This is a genomic window from Methanobacterium paludis (assembly GCF_000214725.1).
Taxonomy (GTDB): Archaea; Methanobacteriota; Methanobacteria; order Methanobacteriales; family Methanobacteriaceae; genus Methanobacterium_C; species Methanobacterium_C paludis.
Genome location: NC_015574.1, coordinates 1,242,716 through 1,261,976, shown reverse-complemented (window position 1 = coordinate 1,261,976; position 19,261 = coordinate 1,242,716). Strand labels below are relative to the sequence as shown.

Genomic DNA, 19,261 nt, shown 5'->3' with positions numbered 1-19,261 from the left:
AAAAACCCTAAAAGTAGGCTTATATAACCTGTATAATGAAATATAGAATAAACTTCTTTTTTAGTTAGTTTATTAATAGAATACAAGATCAAGCCCCTTTTAAATGAACATTATGGAATTAAACCATTGAAAATAACCATTATACATTATACTATATAAACATTAATACTAACCTGATTTTATAAACATTCCCACAACTTCTTTTACAGATCTGGTTTTTGTAAGAACTGAAATTCTATAACCTTCTTCTAAAACCATATCTGGTTGAGGAATGATGATCTCTTCGTTTTTATAAATTGCACATATAATGTAATCCTCTGTAGGACTTATGTCACCAATTTTTTTACCTATAACTCTCTTATTTTCAACAGGAATGTCTATTAATTCCGCATTGCCCTTACCCAGAACAATCAATTCTGCAACTTTAGGTCTGATTATTATTTTTTCAAGGTAGCTTGCAGCGGTAAGCTCAGGGCTAACAACAGCATCAACACCTACTTTTCTAAAAACCTCTTCATGAGCAGGGTCGCTGACACGTGCAATAATCTTTTTTAGATGATACTCGTGGACTAAAATACATGCAAGGAGGTTTGATTCATCATGTCCTGTAGCTGCAACAAAGACATCTGCATTATCAATATTGGCATGTTCAAGAGTTTTTACATCTGTACCATTACCACATATAACAAGGGCATCAAATTCAGCCGCCACAGTATTACATATATCCTCATTTTTCTCAATTAATGTAACATCCTGTTTGGCAGAAACTAAAGATGAAGCAAGATGCAAACCTACTCTCCCACCACCCATGATTATTACATGCATTTAAGACACCTAACCTATCCATTTAACTTGAATCTAATATATTTAAACATTCTGAATATTCAAAGGATATTTAGACTTTTTAAATATTATCTATAGGATATTTAAGGATCAATGCCCTAAAAATTTTAAACCTTATAATGATCGTTTTAGATAATATATAAATTTTCCGTTTTTAAGTGTTTCAAGATGATAAATGGGATTTAATCAACAAATAAGGTTAAAAAATAGATTTTAAGATGATTAAAATTATTTAAACATCTTAATTATTATTAGGTGATTTTCTAAACTTTACCTAACTTTCTAAATTTAGTCCTATTTTTTTGAATTTACTTTGATCAGATACTCTTTTACTTTCCAATTTAACTTAATTTTTCTCATTACTTCTTTTTAGCTTATTTCTGATAACTCATTTTGAAAACTACTTCCGATTATTTTTTGATTTAAGTTAATCCTGATTTAAAGACTTTAATAACTTAAATGGATTTAACCTAACTTTTGAAATATTTTAAATCATGAGAATCCAGTACTTTGTAGAAATAGATTTTGAGCTGGTCCTCTATTAAAAAGGCAGTTAAAGAGTACAGCCATACCAGTAAGGCAAGTTCCCATCCAATGGGTGTCAAATACCAGCCAAATACCACCAGTAAAGTCGCAAATATGTCAGTTAAAATAACTGACCAGAAGAAGATTCCACTGGGCATTACAGACCAGAAGTGCCCGGTATTTCTGGTTACAAACATGGTAAGGTGTCCTGCAACCACCAGTTTGAGAAATATGATGGATTGTAGGATACCTGCGTTTAAATTTAAAACCTTTATTCCTATGTAAAATAAGATTAAAGATGATAAAACGCCCAGAAGTCCCAGAAAGGTTGACATTCCCAATACTTGGTACATATCCCACTTCTGGGGACGGTTCAATTCTTCTGTTCTGTCGTAAGCAATGGTCATCACAGGAATATCATCCAAAAGAGCTATTAAAACCAGCATTAATGCAGTAACTGGGTAAAAATTAAAAGCAAGTATGATAATGGCACTGAAAATTAAAATGCGTATTGTTTCTGCCACCCTGTAAATTGAGTAACTTCTCATCCTGTGAAATATTTTGAAGCTTTCTGTGATGGCATTGATTATAACAGAAAGTCCTGGTTTTGTAAATACGATATCTGCTGCAGATTTAGCTGCATCTGTAGCTCCAAACACAGCAATTCCCGCATCTGCTTTTTTAAGTGCTGGAGCATCATTAACTCCATCTCCAGTCATTCCCACAATTTTGTCGTTTCTCTGCAGGATCTCAACTATCTGGTACTTGTGCTCTGGGAATACTTCTGCAAAGCCACTGGCATCTTCCACTATCTCTTCTGCCTGTCTATCTGGTTTATTTAAAAATGATGATGGTAACATTATATTTGTATCTAAATTCAGTTCCTTGGCGATTTCTTTGGCAATGGCAATGTGATCGCCTGTTACCATTTTAACATCTATTCCCATGGATCTGGCTGCTGCAATTGTTTCTTTAGAATCTTTTCTTGGGGGATCGTATAGTGAAATCAGACCCACAAAACTCCAATTACCCTCAACGTCAGTTTTTGCCACACCTAATGCTCTGTAACCCCTTGAAGCGAAAACATCAACCTTTCCATTTACCTTTTTTTCAAGATCTTTGAGATCTACCCCATTTTCTTTAGAACTACTGCTTCTTGATAAGAGGGATAAAATAACTTGTGGAGCCCCTTTTGAAACTTTAAATGCGTATTCATCTTTGTATTGTATTTCAGTCTCTACACTTTTCTTTATTGGATCAAATGGGTTGAATTTAATTAATTTATGCTCCCACAACCTATTTATAAGGATTTTAGAACCTTTGATCTCAGCGTATACTGCCTCATCAATGGCATCGCTTGCCTCCTTTGATGAGGCCAGAGCCGCAAAAAATAACACATCATCCATTGTAAATTTGCCAAAGGGTGCAATCTCTGCAATTTTAACTTTGTTTTTGGTTAAAGTCCCTGTTTTATCTGAACATAACACATCCATACCTGCCATTTCCTCTATGGCTGATAATTTGCTCACTATGGCTTTCTTCTTTGCAAGGGCCATAGCACCAACAGTCATGGTAACTGAAAGCACCGCAGGCTGTGCCACAGGTATTGATGCAATGGTCAGTACCAGTGAAAAACCTAAAATTTCAAAAAAGCTTTGATTACGGAACAATCCCGCAATAAAAATAAAGGATACGAGTATTGCATCTAAAATTATCAAGTAATCTCCTATTTTGATAACAGCTTCTTCCAGATGGCTTTTGGTTTTAGATTTGGTTACAAGTCCTGCAGCTCTTCCAAAAAAAGTATCCATTCCAGTCTCCAGAACCAGCCCTTTCATCTCACCCCCCTGGATAACGGAACCAGAATAACAGATACTTTCAACTGTTTTATCTACAGGTAAAGATTCCCCTGTTATTGATGATTCATCAACGTTAACGTAATCACCTTCGGTGAGTTTGAGATCAGCTGGAACAATATCACCCAGACGTATTTTAACTATATCTCCAGGTACAAGTAGTCTGGATGGAATCACATCCCATTTTCCATCTCTTAAAACTCTTGCACGATACGCCAATTTTTCTTTTAATAAATCAATGGCATTATCTGCTTTATATTCCTGCCAGAAACCTACCAATCCATTAATAAGTAGTAAAATTAGTATGACGGTGAAATCTGCCCAATGCTGGATTAAAATGGATAAAATAAGTGCAGTTTCGATCATCCACGGTATTGGGCCCCAAAAAAATTTCAAAAGTTTTTTTATTGGACTTATCTTTTCTTCAGAAATTTCATTGTAACCATATTTTTGGAGCCTTTTACGGGCTTCCTCCGATGAAAGACCCTTTAAATCAGATGACAACGTTTCCAGTAGCTCAGAAGTTTTTATATTTACGGCCTCTTCGACTTTAATCTTCTGATCCATGCATTATACTTTATTTGAACATTTTAATATTTATTTTCTTAAAAATCTCTGATTGTTGATCTGGTAGTAAGAATCATGTGATGGTTCAAACAGTATTATCAAACAAAAGTGGGGGGTAACCTGGAATAAAGAGGTAAAAAACCCTGATGCCAACTTAAAATTAATCCTTTAAAAAAAAATGAATAAATTATTTTAATAATGTTCCGCATTCTTCGCAGTATTTAGCTTCTGGTGTATTTTTGGCTTGGCATTTGGGGCATGTGCTTTCTTTGGTGATTAATTTAACAAGAACTTTATCAGAATGAGAATAATAATTATATGCTAACCATATGATATTAGCAATGAAAAATGTCCACCATCCAAATAAAATGAATATTAATATATGGGAAACGATACCACCATATTTGGCGTGCATAAGTTGTGTTGTTCTATCTCCTCTACTTTCTATTTTGTAGCCTTGAGTTATTAGCTCATCAATGATTTCTTCATATTCCCTTTCAGTTCTTGGTTTCCTTATTCTAGTTGTAACCATTCTATCCTCCTTATTCCATTTTTTTTATGTAATGTTGATTATAGTAATACCCTACTTAAACTTAATGCACATTTCCTCTTTTAAGCCATTGCTACGTTTTATCATCAGTTCTCTCATGAAAAAATTATGTTTTTTTACATTTTTTAAACTTTAAATCGAATATTAACTCTAAAAAAGAGAAATAAAACTCTTTTTAAGGATTACAAACTTTGCATGGTATGTAACTTGCGTTTATTGCGTCTTGTCAAGTGTTGAAGTTAACTTTTTCAAAACTATATTTGGTAGTAGTAACTTACTACTAAATAGGAGAGTACAACTATAATTTTAAGGAAGTAAAAAAATGGAAAATGAGTACAAACAGGTTTTAAGAAGGGATATAAGTATATTGGAAGATAGAAAAGCAAGAATTGGTGCAAAATTAAGTGAAATGGGTATATTAGATACTGATGGTTGGTTTGAAAAGGAAAATGACCAAACTAAAGCTTATCACCTTCTTAAACAGTTGCAGGAAGTTGAAGAAGAAATTCAAGTAAAAAAAGATGAACTTGGAGAAGTTGAATAAAGTTTTTGGAGAACTAAAAAAATGTCTAACACAATATTATCTGCAGTTCAAGATGATCTTAACAGTGTCCTGGAAGAATTATTAAAGAAGGAAAAACCGTCTAAGAAAAACATTTCACAATTAGAATATGATATCAGTTTACTCAATGATCTCATTGAAAAAACAAATGATGTTGATGAAGCTCATGAAATCTCAAACATTATCAAACTGGTTGAACGTGTTGTTAAAACTTACAAAGTAGAACCAACAAGCCCAATCAAGATTAAATTATCAAATAAAAAACGTTTAAAAAGGTTAGGTACTTCAGGAGATACTTATGATTCTATATTGGAAAAATTGATGAATTCTTACGATAAAAATAATGAGAAGAAATAAAAATAAAAATCAAAACAGAAGAATCTTAATTTTTCAAAAGAATACTATTCCTATTTTTACTAAATATCTCGCTTTAGTTTATACCCTTTAACCTTGGATATATATTATACATAGACCTAATGGGGCCTATTTTGAATACCAAATCAGAAGAGCAAACCATTCTAAAATTTAAAACAACGTACAATCAACACCTTTAAATAATCTATATATTCATGCATTATTAAGAGGTAATATTTTATGTTTCAACGAGTGGATGTGTTAAAATTGGAGAAGAGATGTTTATTTTGTGAAGAAGGAGAGTATATGCCAAGCCTGGTACTGACCCTGGAATGTGTGAAAAGGTACGAAAATTAGGTTTACGCACAATAACAACAAATAATTGGATGGTTCTAATTTGTAATAAATGTGGTAACGTCCAGCTTTTTCGCCAGGATCTGATAGAATAATAATTTAAAACTATTTTTTTGACAATTAGACCAGTTGAAATATTAAATCCTTCTTTTCCAGTTCAATTCTTATTATAACTTAAATTATTTTTATTCTAAACTTGAAAAAAAAGTTATACGGGGATTTCAACTCCTCAAATATATATTGAAGAGAAATCCCGTATTATTTGCGAATAGTATTTTGGGCTAGAATTACGAGTACAAGTAGAATTGGCCATATTTCTAGTCTTCCTATCCAGAAATCTATTATGAAGACTATCTTTGTTACTGCAGGGGCGCTTGCAGACATGAGTCCTGAACCAAGTCCAACGTTACTTAGAGCGGATGCAACTTCAAACATTACCTGTGAAACATTCTGGTAATAGAATAGGATTATTATAACACTCACAAGGTATATCATGAGGTAACTGAACACAAATAAACCAGTTACTTTCAGAATTTTATTATCTAATGTTATCTCTTTCACATGATGAATTCTGTGAGGTACAACTGCGTTTTTTGGTAGTAGTAATGATTTAACCTGCCACCACATTCCTTTAACAAGTATTCCTATCCTTAACCATTTCATACCTCCACCGGTTGAGCAAGCTCCAGCACCCACCATCATGAGTATTGTGAGCACAAATATTCCCATTCCCTCCCACTGGTTGGTTATTTGGGTTCCGGAAGCTGTTTGAAGGCCTGTGGTTGTTAAGGCAGAAACAACCTGGAAAACTGAATATCTAATGGATAATAGGAAATCATGACCGTAGTAAGGGCCATTGTAGAGGAATACTGCTACTAAAAGGGTTCCAATTATCAGTAGTGGGTATGCAACTTTGGTTTCTATATCCTTGAAGTACTCTCTCCAGTTTCCCTTTAAAACTGTGTAGTGAAGTGCGAAGTTGGTTGCACCAATTAGCATTATGATTATGGCTGCTATTTCTATCCAGATGCTGTTGTAGTATGCCAGGCTTGCATTTTGCATTGCAAAACCTCCAGTTGAAAGGGCTGTGAAGGCATAGAAAATTGAATCGAAAAGAGGCATTCCGGCCAGTATGAAGAGGATTATTGAGATTACTGTAAAGATTAAATAGATGTAAAGTATGATTCGAGTGGTATGTTTTATACTGGGTGCTAAGCGTTCTTCTCTACCTTCTGCACTGTACATTCTCATTATGTTGATTGAAGGGGATGTTAGTATGGCTAATCCCATGACAATTATTCCAATTCCACCAAACCATTGCATGAATCCACGCCAGAAATTCATTGTATGTGTAACAATATCCAGGTTGGTGTACATGGTGAAACCTGTTGTTGTAAGACCAGACATTGCCTCAAAGTAACTGTTGAGATAAGATAAATCTCTTGAAAAGTAGAATGGTAATGCTGCAAGGGCACTACCTATAAGCCATATAACAGTTGCAAATATCATTGCACTTTTAAGTGAAAGTTCATTAGTATTCCTGAAAGAATGGTAAAGTAAAAACCCAAAAACAACACTTATAATTATAGAATAAATGAAAGGCATGATGTATTGATATTCGTGATATATTAAAGCCACTAAAATAGGGATTAACATTGAAAGCCCGAGTAATATGCATGTGTAACCTGTGTAATGAAGTATAGAATATGCTTCATCCTTTTTTAATTTATTTATAGAATACAAATTAAAAGCCCCCTTTCCTCATTCAATACTATAAAAAAATCTTAACAACTTTTTTAACAGCTTCTTTTTTTATCAAAATTAAAATCTTAAAACCTTCTTCTAAAACCATATCTGACTGAGGAATGATTATATCACTATTTTCGTTCTTGTAAATAGCGGATATAATATAATTATCATTAGGGCTTAGCTCACCAACAGTTTTACCTATAACTTTAGAATTTTTAATTGGTATATTAAGTAGTTCTGCATTTCCCGTTCCTAGCATGATTAGATCCGCAACCTTTGGTCTTAAGATCAGTTTTTCAAGGTAGCTTGCAGCTGTAAGCTCTGGACTTACAACAAAATCAACTCCTATCTTCTTGAAGATGTTCTCAAGTAGGGGGTCGCTGATCCTGGCAATTAATTTACTAGGTTGGTATTCCTTGACCAATATGCATGCCATAAGGTTAGCTTCATTGTTCCCTGTTGCAGCAACAAATACATCTGCATTGTTTATGTTGGCTTCTTCAAGGATCTTACTATCTGTGCCGTTACCGCAAATGACCATGGCATCAAGGTCGGAAGAAGCTTTTTCGCATATTTTTTGGTCCTTTTCTATTAAGGTAATATCGTGTCCTTCTTGAGATAATAATGAAGCGAGTTTTAAACCTACTCTTCCTCCTCCCATGATAATAACATACACTTTAAACACCTCATTATATCTTTATATTGAATTAGAATACATTTGAAACAATTCAAATCAACATAACTGTGTTATATTATTTCAAATTTTATTTTAAGAACTAATAAAGATCATAACAGATAATATATAAAGTTTTCTTTGAGATTAACAAAAATAAAGTTCAAATAATCAATTAATAAATCAAAATAAAATAATAAAACGATTATTTGCTTGTAAGATTCTTTAATTCTCCTTTTCAATTTAATTTTTTACAAAATGCTGAAAATTTGATATTTATATCCTTAAAAAGAATAAATAATTTATTTAAAAGTTTGAATAGGAAAAAGGGGTTAGGGTGTCTACCTCCCCCTTTTTACCTAGCTTGCATATCTGCCAAAGAATTCACAATATCCAAGTATGAGTTAATAACTCACATTTATTTTATTTTTTTTGTTATTTAAGATTTCCTAAATCTTTTTTTGTTTTAGTTTGACCTAAAAAATGGTAGAATTTAAAAATAATGTAAATAAATAACTTACATTTGAATTCTATAATAATGGAAATGGTGATAATTTGGTAAAAGATAAAAATAAAATTCAAGATGGTACATTAAATGGTGCAGGTACGACGAATACAGAGTTAGAATTCGATGCACGAAAAGTTGGAAATATCTTTGCAGATTTTGACCGAGCTGTAAAGACTATAAAGAAATATATGGAATCAAAAAAAGTTAAAGGCGAAGCTTATGGTTTTAGGGATGAAAGAAATAAGATGGCACAAATCACAGTTGTTTTAAAAAATAAAGATGACTTCAAAACAGTTGAACATGAAATTCGAGAACAATTACGGATGCGACGTCAACAAATGACAGCGTACAATGTTGAGGTAGACTTAATATTTGAAACAAATGTAGATGAACTTATAAGTGAAGAAGTTGTGGAGTGGGATTGAAATGGATAAAAAAGAATCTGCAAAGATGGAAATGGCTGCATTATTTTGGCATGAGGTAGCATTAATGGACAGGGTAACTTTAACTAAAAATTATGGTAACTTAAAGGATAAACATTCAAAATTAGTACATATGGAGTATAAAGTATATCAGGATCTTAAAAATATTATGTCGGATATAGATATGTCTGTTGATGTGAAAATGACAAAAATATCTGCATTACTCCAATATTGGGAAAATAAACGTGATACCATACTTTAATATTCTATTTTTCAATTTAATTGACAGTTTTATGTTTGGAAATAGCTGTTTTGATAGCAGTATTCAATTCTTCTTTTTCGAAAGGTTTGAGTAAGTGACCATAGGTTTTAGTCTTTGTCATATGATTTAACACATCATCGCTGGAATATCCTGTCATATAAATGATTGGAATATCTAAATTTTTATTTATTTGTTTTGCAGTTTCTATACCGTCCATTTCTCCTTTTTTAGGGTTATGTCCATCATGATTAGATCAGGTTTCAGTTCATTAGCAAATTTAACTGCTTTTTTACCAGTATTGGCTACATTGATTTTTTTAACATGTTGAAATTCTAAATATTTTTGTTTAGTTTATCTAACATTACAATACTATATTAACATATATTTGTAATATGAAGATAATATATTGAGTTAATAAATATTTAACTATCAATGGGGTTAAAACGATGGGATTTTTTGGTAGAGTAAAGAATTGTTATAAAGAAGATAAACTGTTAAAACAAGGAAAATATCTGGAAGCAATAGAAGCTTATGATAAAGCTTTAGAAGCAAAACATTACAGTGATGCAGGGTACGATATGATGATTTGGTACAATAAGGGAATGGCCTTCGGAAATCTTGGGCAAAATCAAGAGGCATTAAAATGTCATGATAAAGCATTAAGAGCAGACCCCAAATTTGTTAGAGCGTTGTATGGTAAAAGTGTAGAACTTACCGAGCTTAAAAGATATGATGAAGCAATCCAATATTGTGATAAAATCTTGAAATTAAACCCAAAAAAAGTCAAGATGTTAATTGGTATAGGTTCAATTATGTGTAAAGCGGGGGAATATCAAGAAGCAATTGAATGCTTTGATAAAGCTTTGGAATTAAATCCAAGAAATACAGAACTATTAACTATTAAAGGTTCTAGTCTAGAAAAACTTGGAAAACATCAGGAAGCAAAGGAATGTTATCAAGATGCATTGAAATATTGCGATAAATCCCTAAAAAAAGACCCAAACAATTCAATTTTAATGGGTTATAAAAGTTTAATTCTAGAGAAACTTGGAGAAAATCAAGAATCAATTAAATGTTGTGATAAAATCTTAGAAACTAATCCAGAATTTCCATTAGTATGGTATATTAAAGGTTTAAATCTGGAAAAACTTGAAAAAAGTCAAGAAGCTATTGAATGCTATGATAAAGTTTTAGAGATAAAACCTGATTATCCTGAAGCAAAAGAAAATAAAGAAATTATTCTTGCAGAACTTGCAAAACAACATAGATAACCAAAACTCCAAATTAGAATTTACCTGAGATTTTTAAAAACGAATTATAGTTTAGAACTTATTTTTTTATACTTTTTTTAAATCAACTTTTTCAAAAGAATACTATCCCTATTTTTTTACCTGAAATATCTTGCTTTAGTTTATACCCCTGTTAGTTTGATATAATTATGGAGTTAACTGGGACCTATTTAAATACCAAGTCTGAGAATACCACCAAATCAGAAAGCAAAACTTTCTAAAATTTAAAATAACATATAATCAACACCTTTAAATAAACCTAACTATTCATGCATTATTAAGACATATTCATGTTTTAATAAGTTGGAAGTGTTAAATGTGGAAAAGAGATGTTTATTTTGTTAAGAAGGAGTCTATGAATTATATGCCAAGCCTGGTACTGACCCTGGAATGTGTGAAAAAGTACGAAAATTAGGTTTACGCACAATAACAACAAATAATTGGATGGTTCTAATTTGTAATAAATGTGGTAACGTCCAGCTTTTTCGCCAGGATCTGGTAGAATAAATAATTTTTAAAGATTTCAATTAGCTAAAAAGAAAATTTACTTCAGTTAATTTAGGTATTTAAAAAATAAAACTAAAAAATAAAACAGTTCCAATATTTTCCGTAAAAATCATCTCCATTTAAAAAAAATTGGTTTAATTAATATCAAGTTTATGTATTTCTTTTTTTATTCTAGGTAGTTTAATGGTTAAAACAGAGTTTTTGAATTTAGCTGATGCTTCTTTAACTTTTATTTCTGAAGAAAGTTTTAGTGTTCTCTTTGTTTCACCATAACTCCTCTCTTTTTGGATGTAATTAATGTCTTCACCTTCAATTTCATCTTCAAACTTTGCTAGAATATCTATACTTTCATCTGTAATTCCAATGTCAATGTCTTCTTTTGCCACACCTGGAAGGTTTATTTTTATTATTATGTTATCATTGGTTTCAATAATGTCTGCTGGTGGTTTTTGGGGGGATGTTGTGTAATCGGATAGAGTTTTTCCAACTTCTACTTGCTTGACTTTAATAGTGTTCTTTATATCATTCACCAATTTTTCTGCATGTGCTCTCCTTTTTCCAACTTCTTCTTGGATATCATCCGTTTTATCATTGGTATCTTCTTTTATTTCGTTTATTCTATCATTAACATCCTCTTTTTTTTCAGAAGCACTTGATTTTACATCATCCATTTTCTGTTTCATTTCTTTTTTATCTATCATTCTACCATCTCCAAATTCTTTTATTTTTGATAAAAAGTATAATAAATTAAATTTTCAGCAAATGTTCATTTAATCTTAAAAAATCAGCCTTTAATTAGAACTTTATCACCAATAACATCAATCATTTCATAAGGCACTATTTTTTTATTGCCCAAACCAATTTTTGCTGATATCCCCGCTTCTTTTAAAATAATAGATTTTACTGCATTGGCTTCAAAATCCCATTCTACATCTTTCACTAACCCCACTTGGTCTCCAGATTTGTCTATAACATCTTTACCAATCAATTCATCTGATATTTTCATCTTTTCCACTCCCCAACAAATTATATCCAATTCAATTTTATAATTGAAGTCCATTTCACCTATAACACTATATGTTGGTAGTTACTATTAAAATCTTGTATTTATGCTGATATTTACTATTAAAAATTTTTATATTTATTTAATAAAAAGAATAAAGGAATATGCTAAAATAAAATATAAATTAAAGGGATATTAACGCTTCTAAACCTTTAACTTATCTGAGATCAGTGATGAAGGTTGATATTTTAAGTAGTAGCATATAGCTTGAGAGAACACCACTACAATATATTTACAAGCCTCATATTTTTTTATAAGGATGGAACAGTAGGTTTTTTAGATGAGGAAAGATAAATAAGATTATAGGTGGTAAAATGGAGTATAATACAATTAAAGATGAGAATGGCAAACTGGTAGCTCAGAGAAATATTAAAAAAGGTGAAATAATAAGTGTAATGTGTAATCATGTTATGGGGTTATATGAAATATATGAAGAATTAAAAGTGAATTACCCCAATATTCATCGGTTTAAGCATTTAGGGGTAAACAAATATGAAATAATTGCAGATCTTGAAACGTTGACTAAAATCCAACTTGATTTTTCTAAAAATGGAAGAGGAGAAGTTATTTTACATCATGAAAAAATTTCTAATGGACGTTATGGTGCAGCATATTTGATCTATAAACAGCCCAATGAAAGGGTTCAAAATGACTGAAAATCTACGTTGAATTAATTTGGTAACATCCAGTTCTTTCGCCAGGATCTGGTATAAATTAAATAGTTTCAATCTTTGATTTGTTTGAAAATAACTGTTTTGATAGCTGTATCTATTTCTTCTTTTTCGAAAGGTTTGCATATGTGACCATAGGTTTTAGTCTTTATCATATGATTTAACCATCATCGCCTGAATATCCTGTCATATAAATGATTGGAATATCTAAATTTTTATTTATTTGTTTTGCAGTTTCTATACCGTCCATTTCTCCTTTTAGGGTTATGTCCATCATGATTAGATCAGGTTTCAGTTCATTAGCGGACTTAATTGCTTTTTTACCAGTATTTGCTATACCTATAACGTTATAATCCAGATTTATCAAACCCTGTTTAGTACTCATTGCTGAGATCATCTCATCTTCAACTATCAAAATATTTTCACCAGACAGTTAAATTCACCCCTTATAATTTAATTCTTTAATGCCTCAACTTATGGAGAAAACACAAGCATCATTACACCAATATTTTAAAACATAAATAAGTTTTTAGACAATATAAAAGCTATTTTAAAACTTAAATTCATTATCCGATTTTTTATTCAAGGAGAATTTATAAATAAGTTCAAATAACCTTTTATTTAAAGAATAGTGCTTTTCTACTGTCACATCTATTTATTTTTTTATAAATTTTTTGTGAAACATATCACATGACTATCAAACAATATAAAAAAGGAAAAGCTTTTTTTAAATCATTTTTTCAAAGAGTATTATCCTTTTTTTACTGAACATCATTTTTAATGAATCCCTAAATTCTAAAATTCTTCAAATTTTTATTTTTAATTTTTGTATATTAAAATCACCAAATATATGAACATTTTTGTTATATTTTTCTTTTTTATTAAACAAAAAAGAAATAAGTAAATAGTTTATTGATCATATTGCATATGTTGGTTTTTTTAATTGACAATTTTTGATTATTTCCCTTAAAATTCATAAAATCAACTTTAAGTAGAGTATTTACCATAATTTTGAGGAGGTAGCTTAAATTCAATTTAATCTTGAAATTTTAACACTACTCAGCATATTCGCGACAGTCATAGCTATTTGTCTGATAAAACATTTGTATAAGTATAATCCTCATTCTAGTAGGAATTATGGGGATGAAATTGTTCTTTTTCACAGTAAAGACAGATATAAAAGAAAAACATGGAGATATAGCGTAATCGAGGATCTTAAAAACCTGAAGGACAGAGGAAAAATCACTGAAAAATTAGAACTCAAAGCTGTTGTAGGAGAATTTGATGAAGGTGCACAAGAGATCATTAAACACGCAATTAATCACAATTTTGAATCAATAACAATTATAAGTGGTCCTAAAATATTTTGTGAAGATAAAAATGAAATCCACACAATTCTTACCAGTCACAAGTTCCTAAAATATTTAATTCTCCCAGTAAGACCTACAAAACACTACATGATTTTCAATAAAAAGCATTTATTCATTGAAAAGATCCACAGACACAATGAAAAACGTGGCGCAACTGGAATTAAAAATGCTCAGCTTGAATTAATACAATTTTATGAACAAGCATTTCTAAAACTGTTACAATATGCTGAACCTACTTCTAAAAAAAGCACATTGAACCAGCAATGTTATATAAACTGAAAAATTAAAGAGGTGTCTAAAAAAGATGGATGTCAATGCTTTAATACCTACTTTAATGGTTGTTAGTGTAACAGGATCTGCTTTATCCATAACAGCATATTCTGCATTTATGGAAAAAGACAAAGACAAAAGATTATTACTGTTTATTTCCACTTTTTTCTCTTTCGCATTTATAGCATCCCTATTATTATCTTTTCTCACACTGGAAACTATGACATTTGAACAGTACATATTAATTTCAACCTTTTATCTACTGATTTTTCTAGCGATAGTATCTGTTATAGGATTCATATTTCATCGTTTAAAAATTGATCAACAAATGCGAAATGAAGAATTAGAATCCTCAATCAATATCATAGAATCCAGTAAAGATGGGTTAAATAACCCAAAAACATTTGAACCTTATGAAAAACTTAAATAAGGGGTAAATTTGATCTGTGTTTTATGTGGATATAAACTTCAAAAAGATGGAAATAGTTTAACTGAAGTTTTTTTCAATAGGTAATCAGGTAGTTTATTAGGAATACAAAAAAAATGGAAAGGTAATTAAAATGGATAAACAAACGGCTGAAAAAATTATAATAAACTTTGCAAAAGATGCTGTAAACATCTATGATGACCTAATTGAGATGTTGCCTGAAGAAAATAAGGAAAACATAGAATTGGAACAAAAAGAGTTAATGGAAGCCATAAACATGGTTGAGAATAAATGAGTTAGTAAGAATAATCTGGTTAATAGTTTAAAGCAAAATTTTACCCTTTAAACAAGGATAAAATATGTCAAATAAATATAGACTAGGGTATACTTTAACTAAAACTATGGTAAATTACATGATAAACATTCAAAACTAGTACATATGGAGTATAGAGTATATCGGGATTTTAAAAACATTATGTCAGATGTAGATATGTCTGTAGATGTGAAAATGACAAAAATATCTGCATTACTCCAATGTTAGGAAGATAAACGTGACACTATACTTTAATATACTATTTTTCAATTTAATCCTTGATTTATGTTTGGAAATAACTGTTTTGATACAGTATTCATTTCTTCTTTTTCGAAAGGTTGCATATGTAACCATAGGTTCTAGTCTTTATCATACGATTTAACACATCATCTCAAAAACTCTATCAAACAATGTAAAGATTTTTTATCAATTTAGCACCTTTTTAAGGTATTTTATTCTATCCACTTTTTTTTGGTTTTCGTGTTTTTTATTATTTCATTTCTCCTTTTGAAATCGTAAAAACTTTAAATAGTATGAAATTATATTTGTTGCTATACGTATTGTTCGCATGACAACTAAAAGAAGGAAAAGAGTATGGATCAAACGAGCTTAGCAGATTTATTTTCGTTAACTACGGAGATAAGAAGAAAAAATGCTTTAATTATGTCTTTAAAACTTAAAAAATTTGATATAACTCATGAACAGTGGTTTGTTTTAAGAACTATCACAAATACTGATTTTTCAACTCAAAAAGTAATTGCAGACCTAACCAACAAAGGTAAATCAACTTTAACAAGGATTTTAGATCAATTAGAACAAAAAAACTTGATAGAAAGACATGTAAATGATGAAGACAGGCGTTCAATAGTTTTAGTTGAGACTAATAAAGGTAAAACAATTGTCCAGCAAATTCTTCCCGTAGAAGAGGAAATTCGAACTAGGATAAGGAATGGAATCTCAGAAGATGAGATCATACATCTTAACAACATGTTTAAAAAGTTTCTCGATAATATTGAAGAAATAATCAGAGAGGAGACCTAAGTGGAAAATAAATTGTGGTCAAGAAATTTTCTTTTCATATTATTATTAACTTTTTTTATGTATATTGGGTATAGTGTCCTTGTGGTCACGCTACCGCTTTATGTAAAAAATATTGGGGGAAATTCGACTGAAATGGGGCTGATAGTTAGTTTGTTTGCTGTAGCCGCTTTAATATCAAGACCTGTAGCTGGTCATTTACTTGATAACTATGGAAGAGAACGAGTTTATATATTAGGTCTGATTTCAATAACCATTGTTACAGCATTCTTCTGTTTACCTTTGGCTATTATTCTATTATTGGTTGTTCGTTTTGGTCATGGTTTCGTTTGGGGTATCACTTCAACTGCAAACTCTGCATTAACAGTTGATGTAGTTCCTAAAGAATTGTTAGTGTATGGTTGGAGATACTTTGTTTTTGCCCAAAGCATGACAATGGCAGCGGGTCCTATCATAGGGTCTTTTGTCATGTTAAAGTTTGGTTTTACTCCAACAGCCCTATTAGTTACATTTTTAATGGTAATTTGTATTGTAATGGCAAAATTAATAAAATATCCTAAATTTGAAAAACCTCAAGCAGTAATCGAAAAAAAATTTAACTTAAAAGATATGTTTGAAAAAAATGCTTTATTTCCATCATTATTAGCTACCTTACTGATGATGACGTTAGGTTTTGTCATGGCATTTGTAGTTGTGTATGGACAACAAATTGGGGTAAATGGTAGCTTATTCTTCGTTGGACTGACTTTAATGATTTTGTTGAGTAATCCTATTGTAAATAAACTTAACAACAAATATGGAGATAAATCAGTTTTAATCATAAGCCCCCTTTGTGTCATCATGGCATTAATTATAATGTCCCTTGCAAACGGACTTATACCCTTAATAATTGCTTCATTGTTTTATGGTTTTGGTTATGGAGTTATTGGTCCGATTTTGCAAACATGGGCAGTGAATGCTTCACCAGAAGAGCGTGTTGGTGCTGCAAACGGAACATATCTAGCATCACTGGATGTTGGAATTGCCCTTGGTTCTTTAATATTTGGTACAATCTCAGGTTACATTGGATTAGCAAAGACTTTCAGCATTTCTTCAATATGCATGGTAACATTCTTAGTATTATACATATTAAACTTGCATAGAAAAAGAAATAAAATTTCAGTTAATGGATAGGAATTCAAGGAATAGGAATTGAACAAAAAATTTGCACCTGGAACTTAAACAAAAAAATGATCTGGAGATGGAATTACAGGCAGAAATCAAACCAGAGGGGAAAAATCAGTTGAAGAAATAGCAGATCTGGTGGTTGCGATCATTAACAATCTTGATTGTATTGGCCTGGACCATTGGAGGATATTTGCAGATTTGTATAAGTTTAGTCTTGCAAAGCTTAAAAAGGCCATACCTAAAGAATTGAATTGTAAGTTTGTGAAACATCATGCCGACCCTCCAAGCATCTTTGGCTATGAATGGAGATCAAAATGATGGTAATTTGTAAAGAATGCAGGACTGAAATAGAATTTAAAGAGAGGTACGGCTCTAAAAATGAAGGAGTTTACTATACCTCAACAGCAATGTATTGAAATAATAAAAAAAGATGATTTCATGGATAAAAGAATATATTTTATCTTTGTGGAGGTGGATGTTTATTTAAGGAAGGTGATTAATTTGGATGATTTTCTGATGAGGAATTAATAAAAATAATCTTAGGGCAGCGGATATATGTTCCAAGGGCTGAACGAAGAGATTTTATTAAGTTTATGATTTATGAAATGAAAGGCGATTAAGTGAAAGTTAAACTGATCTTTAACACAGGCAAAGTAATTGAGTACGAGGATGTCGCAGAAATAAAAATTAATGCAAAATATGAACATTCAAAAGTTGAGGAAATCATGGGCAGACTCTTCATGAATCCGTTAAAACTTAAAAAAAAGGAGGATTAAAACATGGAAACAGATAAACCACAGGATGGAACCATGAATGCAACCGGAACTAATGATGCAAACGTGGACTTTGATGCACGTAAAGTTAAAGGCATATTTGCAGATTTTGACCGAGCTGTGAAGACCATAAAGAAATATCTGGAAGCAAAAAAAGTTCCAGGCGAAGCTTATGGTTTTAGGGATGAAAGAAATAAGATGGCACAAATCACAGTTGTTTTAAAAAATAAAGATGACTTCAAAACGGTTGAACATGAAATTCGAGAACAATTACGGATGCGACGTCAACAAATGACAGCTTACAATGTTGAAATAAAATTAATATTTGAAACAAATGTGGGTGAACTTATAAGTAAAGAAGTTTTGGAGTTTGATTAAATAAACCTTTAAAGGTTCACTAAAAGCAGTATAAAATCCTGGAAGAAACTTTAGAGAAGATAAAAACTGTTTTTAAAGCTCATAAATATCAAAGTTGGAAGTTTCACAGAAACTGGAAAAAAATAGTACATGGAATATATTAACAGTAATCAAGTAGGACATGGTTTCATGTTATCATATCTATGAACAAATGTAATATGTCCTGTTCGTAAAGTTAGAGCATTATGGAGTAAAAACATCTATAAATGCCTTAAACTCCAAAATAAAAGTAAAACTAAGAGTTTAAATCTATATTTCCAAGGAATCAAAAATTAAAACAGGTTTGTTAAATAATAAAGTGAGTTTTTCGGAAGATAAAGTTTAATATAAGAGTTTATTTAAATATTAAGACTGTGGTAATATGAGAATAGGTACAAAACATGAATATAGCATAAATATTGAAAATACAGACCTTCGTTTGGTTGATCGTGGTACGGATGGTACTTTGAACATTAAAATTCGAGGTTGGGATTTAGATAAAATAAACAGATTTTTAGAATCTGTAAAAGGCAAAAATCTTAAAGTAAAAAATGTGTATGATACTAAGGGAATAGATTGTTCAGGCTCTTATGAAATAAAGACTTTAAATAAGCAAGGGAATGTCTTAGACTTAGCGCTAAGTAATTTATGATCATTTTTTAGTTGTTTAAACTCTCTTCAACAATCTCCCTTTTTAGATGTCAAACCGTACAGATCATAGACCATTTCATCGATCTCCCTGTCGGTTTCCC

General features: G+C 30.9%; 24 protein-coding genes. 15 read left to right on the top strand and 9 right to left on the bottom strand.

Translation table 11 applies throughout. The features are described from left to right. Positions 1–168 precede the first annotated feature (168 nt). From MSWAN_RS05860 to MSWAN_RS05850, 3 genes are all read right to left on the bottom strand, one after another. Positions 169–825, bottom strand: a complete 657-nt coding sequence (locus tag MSWAN_RS05860) for a potassium channel family protein (RefSeq protein ID WP_013825694.1) — start codon at positions 823–825, stop codon at positions 169–171. A 488-nt stretch (positions 826–1,313) separates the two neighbouring features. Continuing rightward, on the bottom strand, positions 1,314–3,791 hold the full coding sequence (locus tag MSWAN_RS05855) for a plasma-membrane proton-efflux P-type ATPase (protein WP_013825693.1): 2,478 nt from the start codon (positions 3,789–3,791) through the stop codon (positions 1,314–1,316). Positions 3,792–3,978: 187 nt separating this feature from the next. Continuing rightward, the gene (locus MSWAN_RS05850) at positions 3,979–4,323 is read right to left on the bottom strand and encodes a zinc ribbon domain-containing protein (RefSeq protein WP_013825692.1); all 345 of its coding nucleotides are present in this window, start codon (positions 4,321–4,323) and stop codon (positions 3,979–3,981) included. A gap of 340 nt (positions 4,324–4,663) precedes the next feature. Here MSWAN_RS05850 and MSWAN_RS05845 point away from each other — a divergent pair, with 340 nt between their 5' ends. Together MSWAN_RS05845 and MSWAN_RS05840 are read left to right on the top strand one after the other, a co-directional pair. Next, positions 4,664–4,885 (top strand): hypothetical protein, encoded by a 222-nt coding sequence (locus tag MSWAN_RS05845; RefSeq protein WP_013825691.1) that lies wholly within the window; start codon positions 4,664–4,666, stop codon positions 4,883–4,885. Between the two features lie 21 nt (positions 4,886–4,906). Next, positions 4,907–5,260 carry a hypothetical protein gene (locus MSWAN_RS05840; RefSeq protein WP_013825690.1) on the top strand — a complete coding sequence of 118 codons (354 nt, stop codon included), beginning with the start codon at positions 4,907–4,909 and terminating at the stop codon, positions 5,258–5,260. 609 nt (positions 5,261–5,869) lie between these two features. Here MSWAN_RS05840 and MSWAN_RS05835 read toward each other — a convergent pair. Together MSWAN_RS05835 and MSWAN_RS05830 are read right to left on the bottom strand one after the other, a co-directional pair. Then, positions 5,870–7,354 carry a TrkH family potassium uptake protein gene (locus tag MSWAN_RS05835; RefSeq protein ID WP_013825688.1) on the bottom strand — a complete coding sequence of 495 codons (1,485 nt, stop codon included), beginning with the start codon at positions 7,352–7,354 and terminating at the stop codon, positions 5,870–5,872. A 28-nt stretch (positions 7,355–7,382) separates the two neighbouring features. Next, positions 7,383–8,036: a potassium channel family protein gene (locus MSWAN_RS05830; RefSeq protein ID WP_013825687.1), complete on the bottom strand. Its 654-nt coding sequence runs from the start codon at positions 8,034–8,036 to the stop codon at positions 7,383–7,385. Positions 8,037–8,588: 552 nt separating this feature from the next. On the opposite strand from MSWAN_RS05830, the gene MSWAN_RS05825 reads away from it, so the two are divergent. Beyond that, positions 8,589–8,966, top strand: coding sequence for a hypothetical protein (locus MSWAN_RS05825; protein ID WP_013825686.1), 378 nt, complete (start codon positions 8,589–8,591; stop codon positions 8,964–8,966). Position 8,967: 1 nt separating this feature from the next. After that, complete coding sequence (locus tag MSWAN_RS05820) at positions 8,968–9,225, top strand: hypothetical protein (protein WP_013825685.1); 258 nt, start codon at positions 8,968–8,970, stop codon at positions 9,223–9,225. A gap of 16 nt (positions 9,226–9,241) precedes the next feature. On the opposite strand, the gene MSWAN_RS05815 is transcribed toward MSWAN_RS05820, so the two are convergent. Beyond that, a complete protein-coding gene (locus tag MSWAN_RS05815) occupies positions 9,242–9,442 on the bottom strand; it encodes a response regulator (RefSeq protein WP_052296847.1) in 201 nt (66 codons plus the stop codon). A 229-nt stretch (positions 9,443–9,671) separates the two neighbouring features. On the opposite strand from MSWAN_RS05815, the gene MSWAN_RS05810 reads away from it, so the two are divergent. Next, on the top strand, positions 9,672–10,496 hold the full coding sequence (locus tag MSWAN_RS05810) for a tetratricopeptide repeat protein (RefSeq protein ID WP_013825684.1): 825 nt from the start codon (positions 9,672–9,674) through the stop codon (positions 10,494–10,496). A gap of 659 nt (positions 10,497–11,155) precedes the next feature. Here the strand turns inward: MSWAN_RS05810 and MSWAN_RS05805 are convergent. Further along, positions 11,156–11,722, bottom strand: a complete 567-nt coding sequence (locus MSWAN_RS05805) for an Hsp20/alpha crystallin family protein (protein WP_013825683.1) — start codon at positions 11,720–11,722, stop codon at positions 11,156–11,158. 83 nt (positions 11,723–11,805) lie between these two features. Beyond that, positions 11,806–12,027 carry a PRC-barrel domain-containing protein gene (locus MSWAN_RS05800; protein WP_013825682.1) on the bottom strand — a complete coding sequence of 74 codons (222 nt, stop codon included), beginning with the start codon at positions 12,025–12,027 and terminating at the stop codon, positions 11,806–11,808. Between the two features lie 371 nt (positions 12,028–12,398). Here MSWAN_RS05800 and MSWAN_RS05795 point away from each other — a divergent pair, with 371 nt between their 5' ends. Then, entirely contained in the window at positions 12,399–12,740 is a 342-nt protein-coding gene (locus MSWAN_RS05795; RefSeq protein WP_013825681.1) for a hypothetical protein, read from the top strand. Between the two features lie 175 nt (positions 12,741–12,915). Here the strand turns inward: MSWAN_RS05795 and MSWAN_RS05790 are convergent, their stop codons facing one another. After that, positions 12,916–13,170 (bottom strand): response regulator, encoded by a 255-nt coding sequence (locus MSWAN_RS05790; protein ID WP_013825680.1) that lies wholly within the window; start codon positions 13,168–13,170, stop codon positions 12,916–12,918. Positions 13,171–13,858: 688 nt separating this feature from the next. Here MSWAN_RS05790 and MSWAN_RS05785 point away from each other — a divergent pair. The 9 genes from MSWAN_RS05785 (at position 13,859) to MSWAN_RS05755 (ending at position 19,161) form a co-directional block, all read left to right on the top strand. Beyond that, on the top strand, positions 13,859–14,404 hold the full coding sequence (locus MSWAN_RS05785) for a hypothetical protein (protein ID WP_013825679.1): 546 nt from the start codon (positions 13,859–13,861) through the stop codon (positions 14,402–14,404). Positions 14,405–14,429: 25 nt separating this feature from the next. Further along, positions 14,430–14,825, top strand: a complete 396-nt coding sequence (locus MSWAN_RS05780) for a hypothetical protein (RefSeq protein WP_013825678.1) — start codon at positions 14,430–14,432, stop codon at positions 14,823–14,825. A 130-nt stretch (positions 14,826–14,955) separates the two neighbouring features. After that, positions 14,956–15,117, top strand: a complete 162-nt coding sequence (locus MSWAN_RS12765) for a hypothetical protein (RefSeq protein WP_013825662.1) — start codon at positions 14,956–14,958, stop codon at positions 15,115–15,117. Positions 15,118–15,729: 612 nt separating this feature from the next. Continuing rightward, positions 15,730–16,176 (top strand): MarR family winged helix-turn-helix transcriptional regulator, encoded by a 447-nt coding sequence (locus tag MSWAN_RS05775; protein WP_013825677.1) that lies wholly within the window; start codon positions 15,730–15,732, stop codon positions 16,174–16,176. Further along, positions 16,177–17,346: an MFS transporter gene (locus tag MSWAN_RS05770; protein WP_013825676.1), complete on the top strand. Its 1,170-nt coding sequence runs from the start codon at positions 16,177–16,179 to the stop codon at positions 17,344–17,346. A gap of 129 nt (positions 17,347–17,475) precedes the next feature. Then, positions 17,476–17,658 (top strand): hypothetical protein, encoded by a 183-nt coding sequence (locus MSWAN_RS05765; RefSeq protein ID WP_048187951.1) that lies wholly within the window; start codon positions 17,476–17,478, stop codon positions 17,656–17,658. 302 nt (positions 17,659–17,960) lie between these two features. Continuing rightward, positions 17,961–18,116: a hypothetical protein gene (locus MSWAN_RS12760; RefSeq protein ID WP_013825675.1), complete on the top strand. Its 156-nt coding sequence runs from the start codon at positions 17,961–17,963 to the stop codon at positions 18,114–18,116. A 3-nt stretch (positions 18,117–18,119) separates the two neighbouring features. After that, positions 18,120–18,491: a hypothetical protein gene (locus MSWAN_RS05760; protein WP_013825674.1), complete on the top strand. Its 372-nt coding sequence runs from the start codon at positions 18,120–18,122 to the stop codon at positions 18,489–18,491. 400 nt (positions 18,492–18,891) lie between these two features. Next, a complete protein-coding gene (locus MSWAN_RS05755; RefSeq protein WP_013825673.1) occupies positions 18,892–19,161 on the top strand; it encodes a hypothetical protein in 270 nt (89 codons plus the stop codon). The last annotated feature ends 100 nt before the right edge of the window (positions 19,162–19,261 follow it).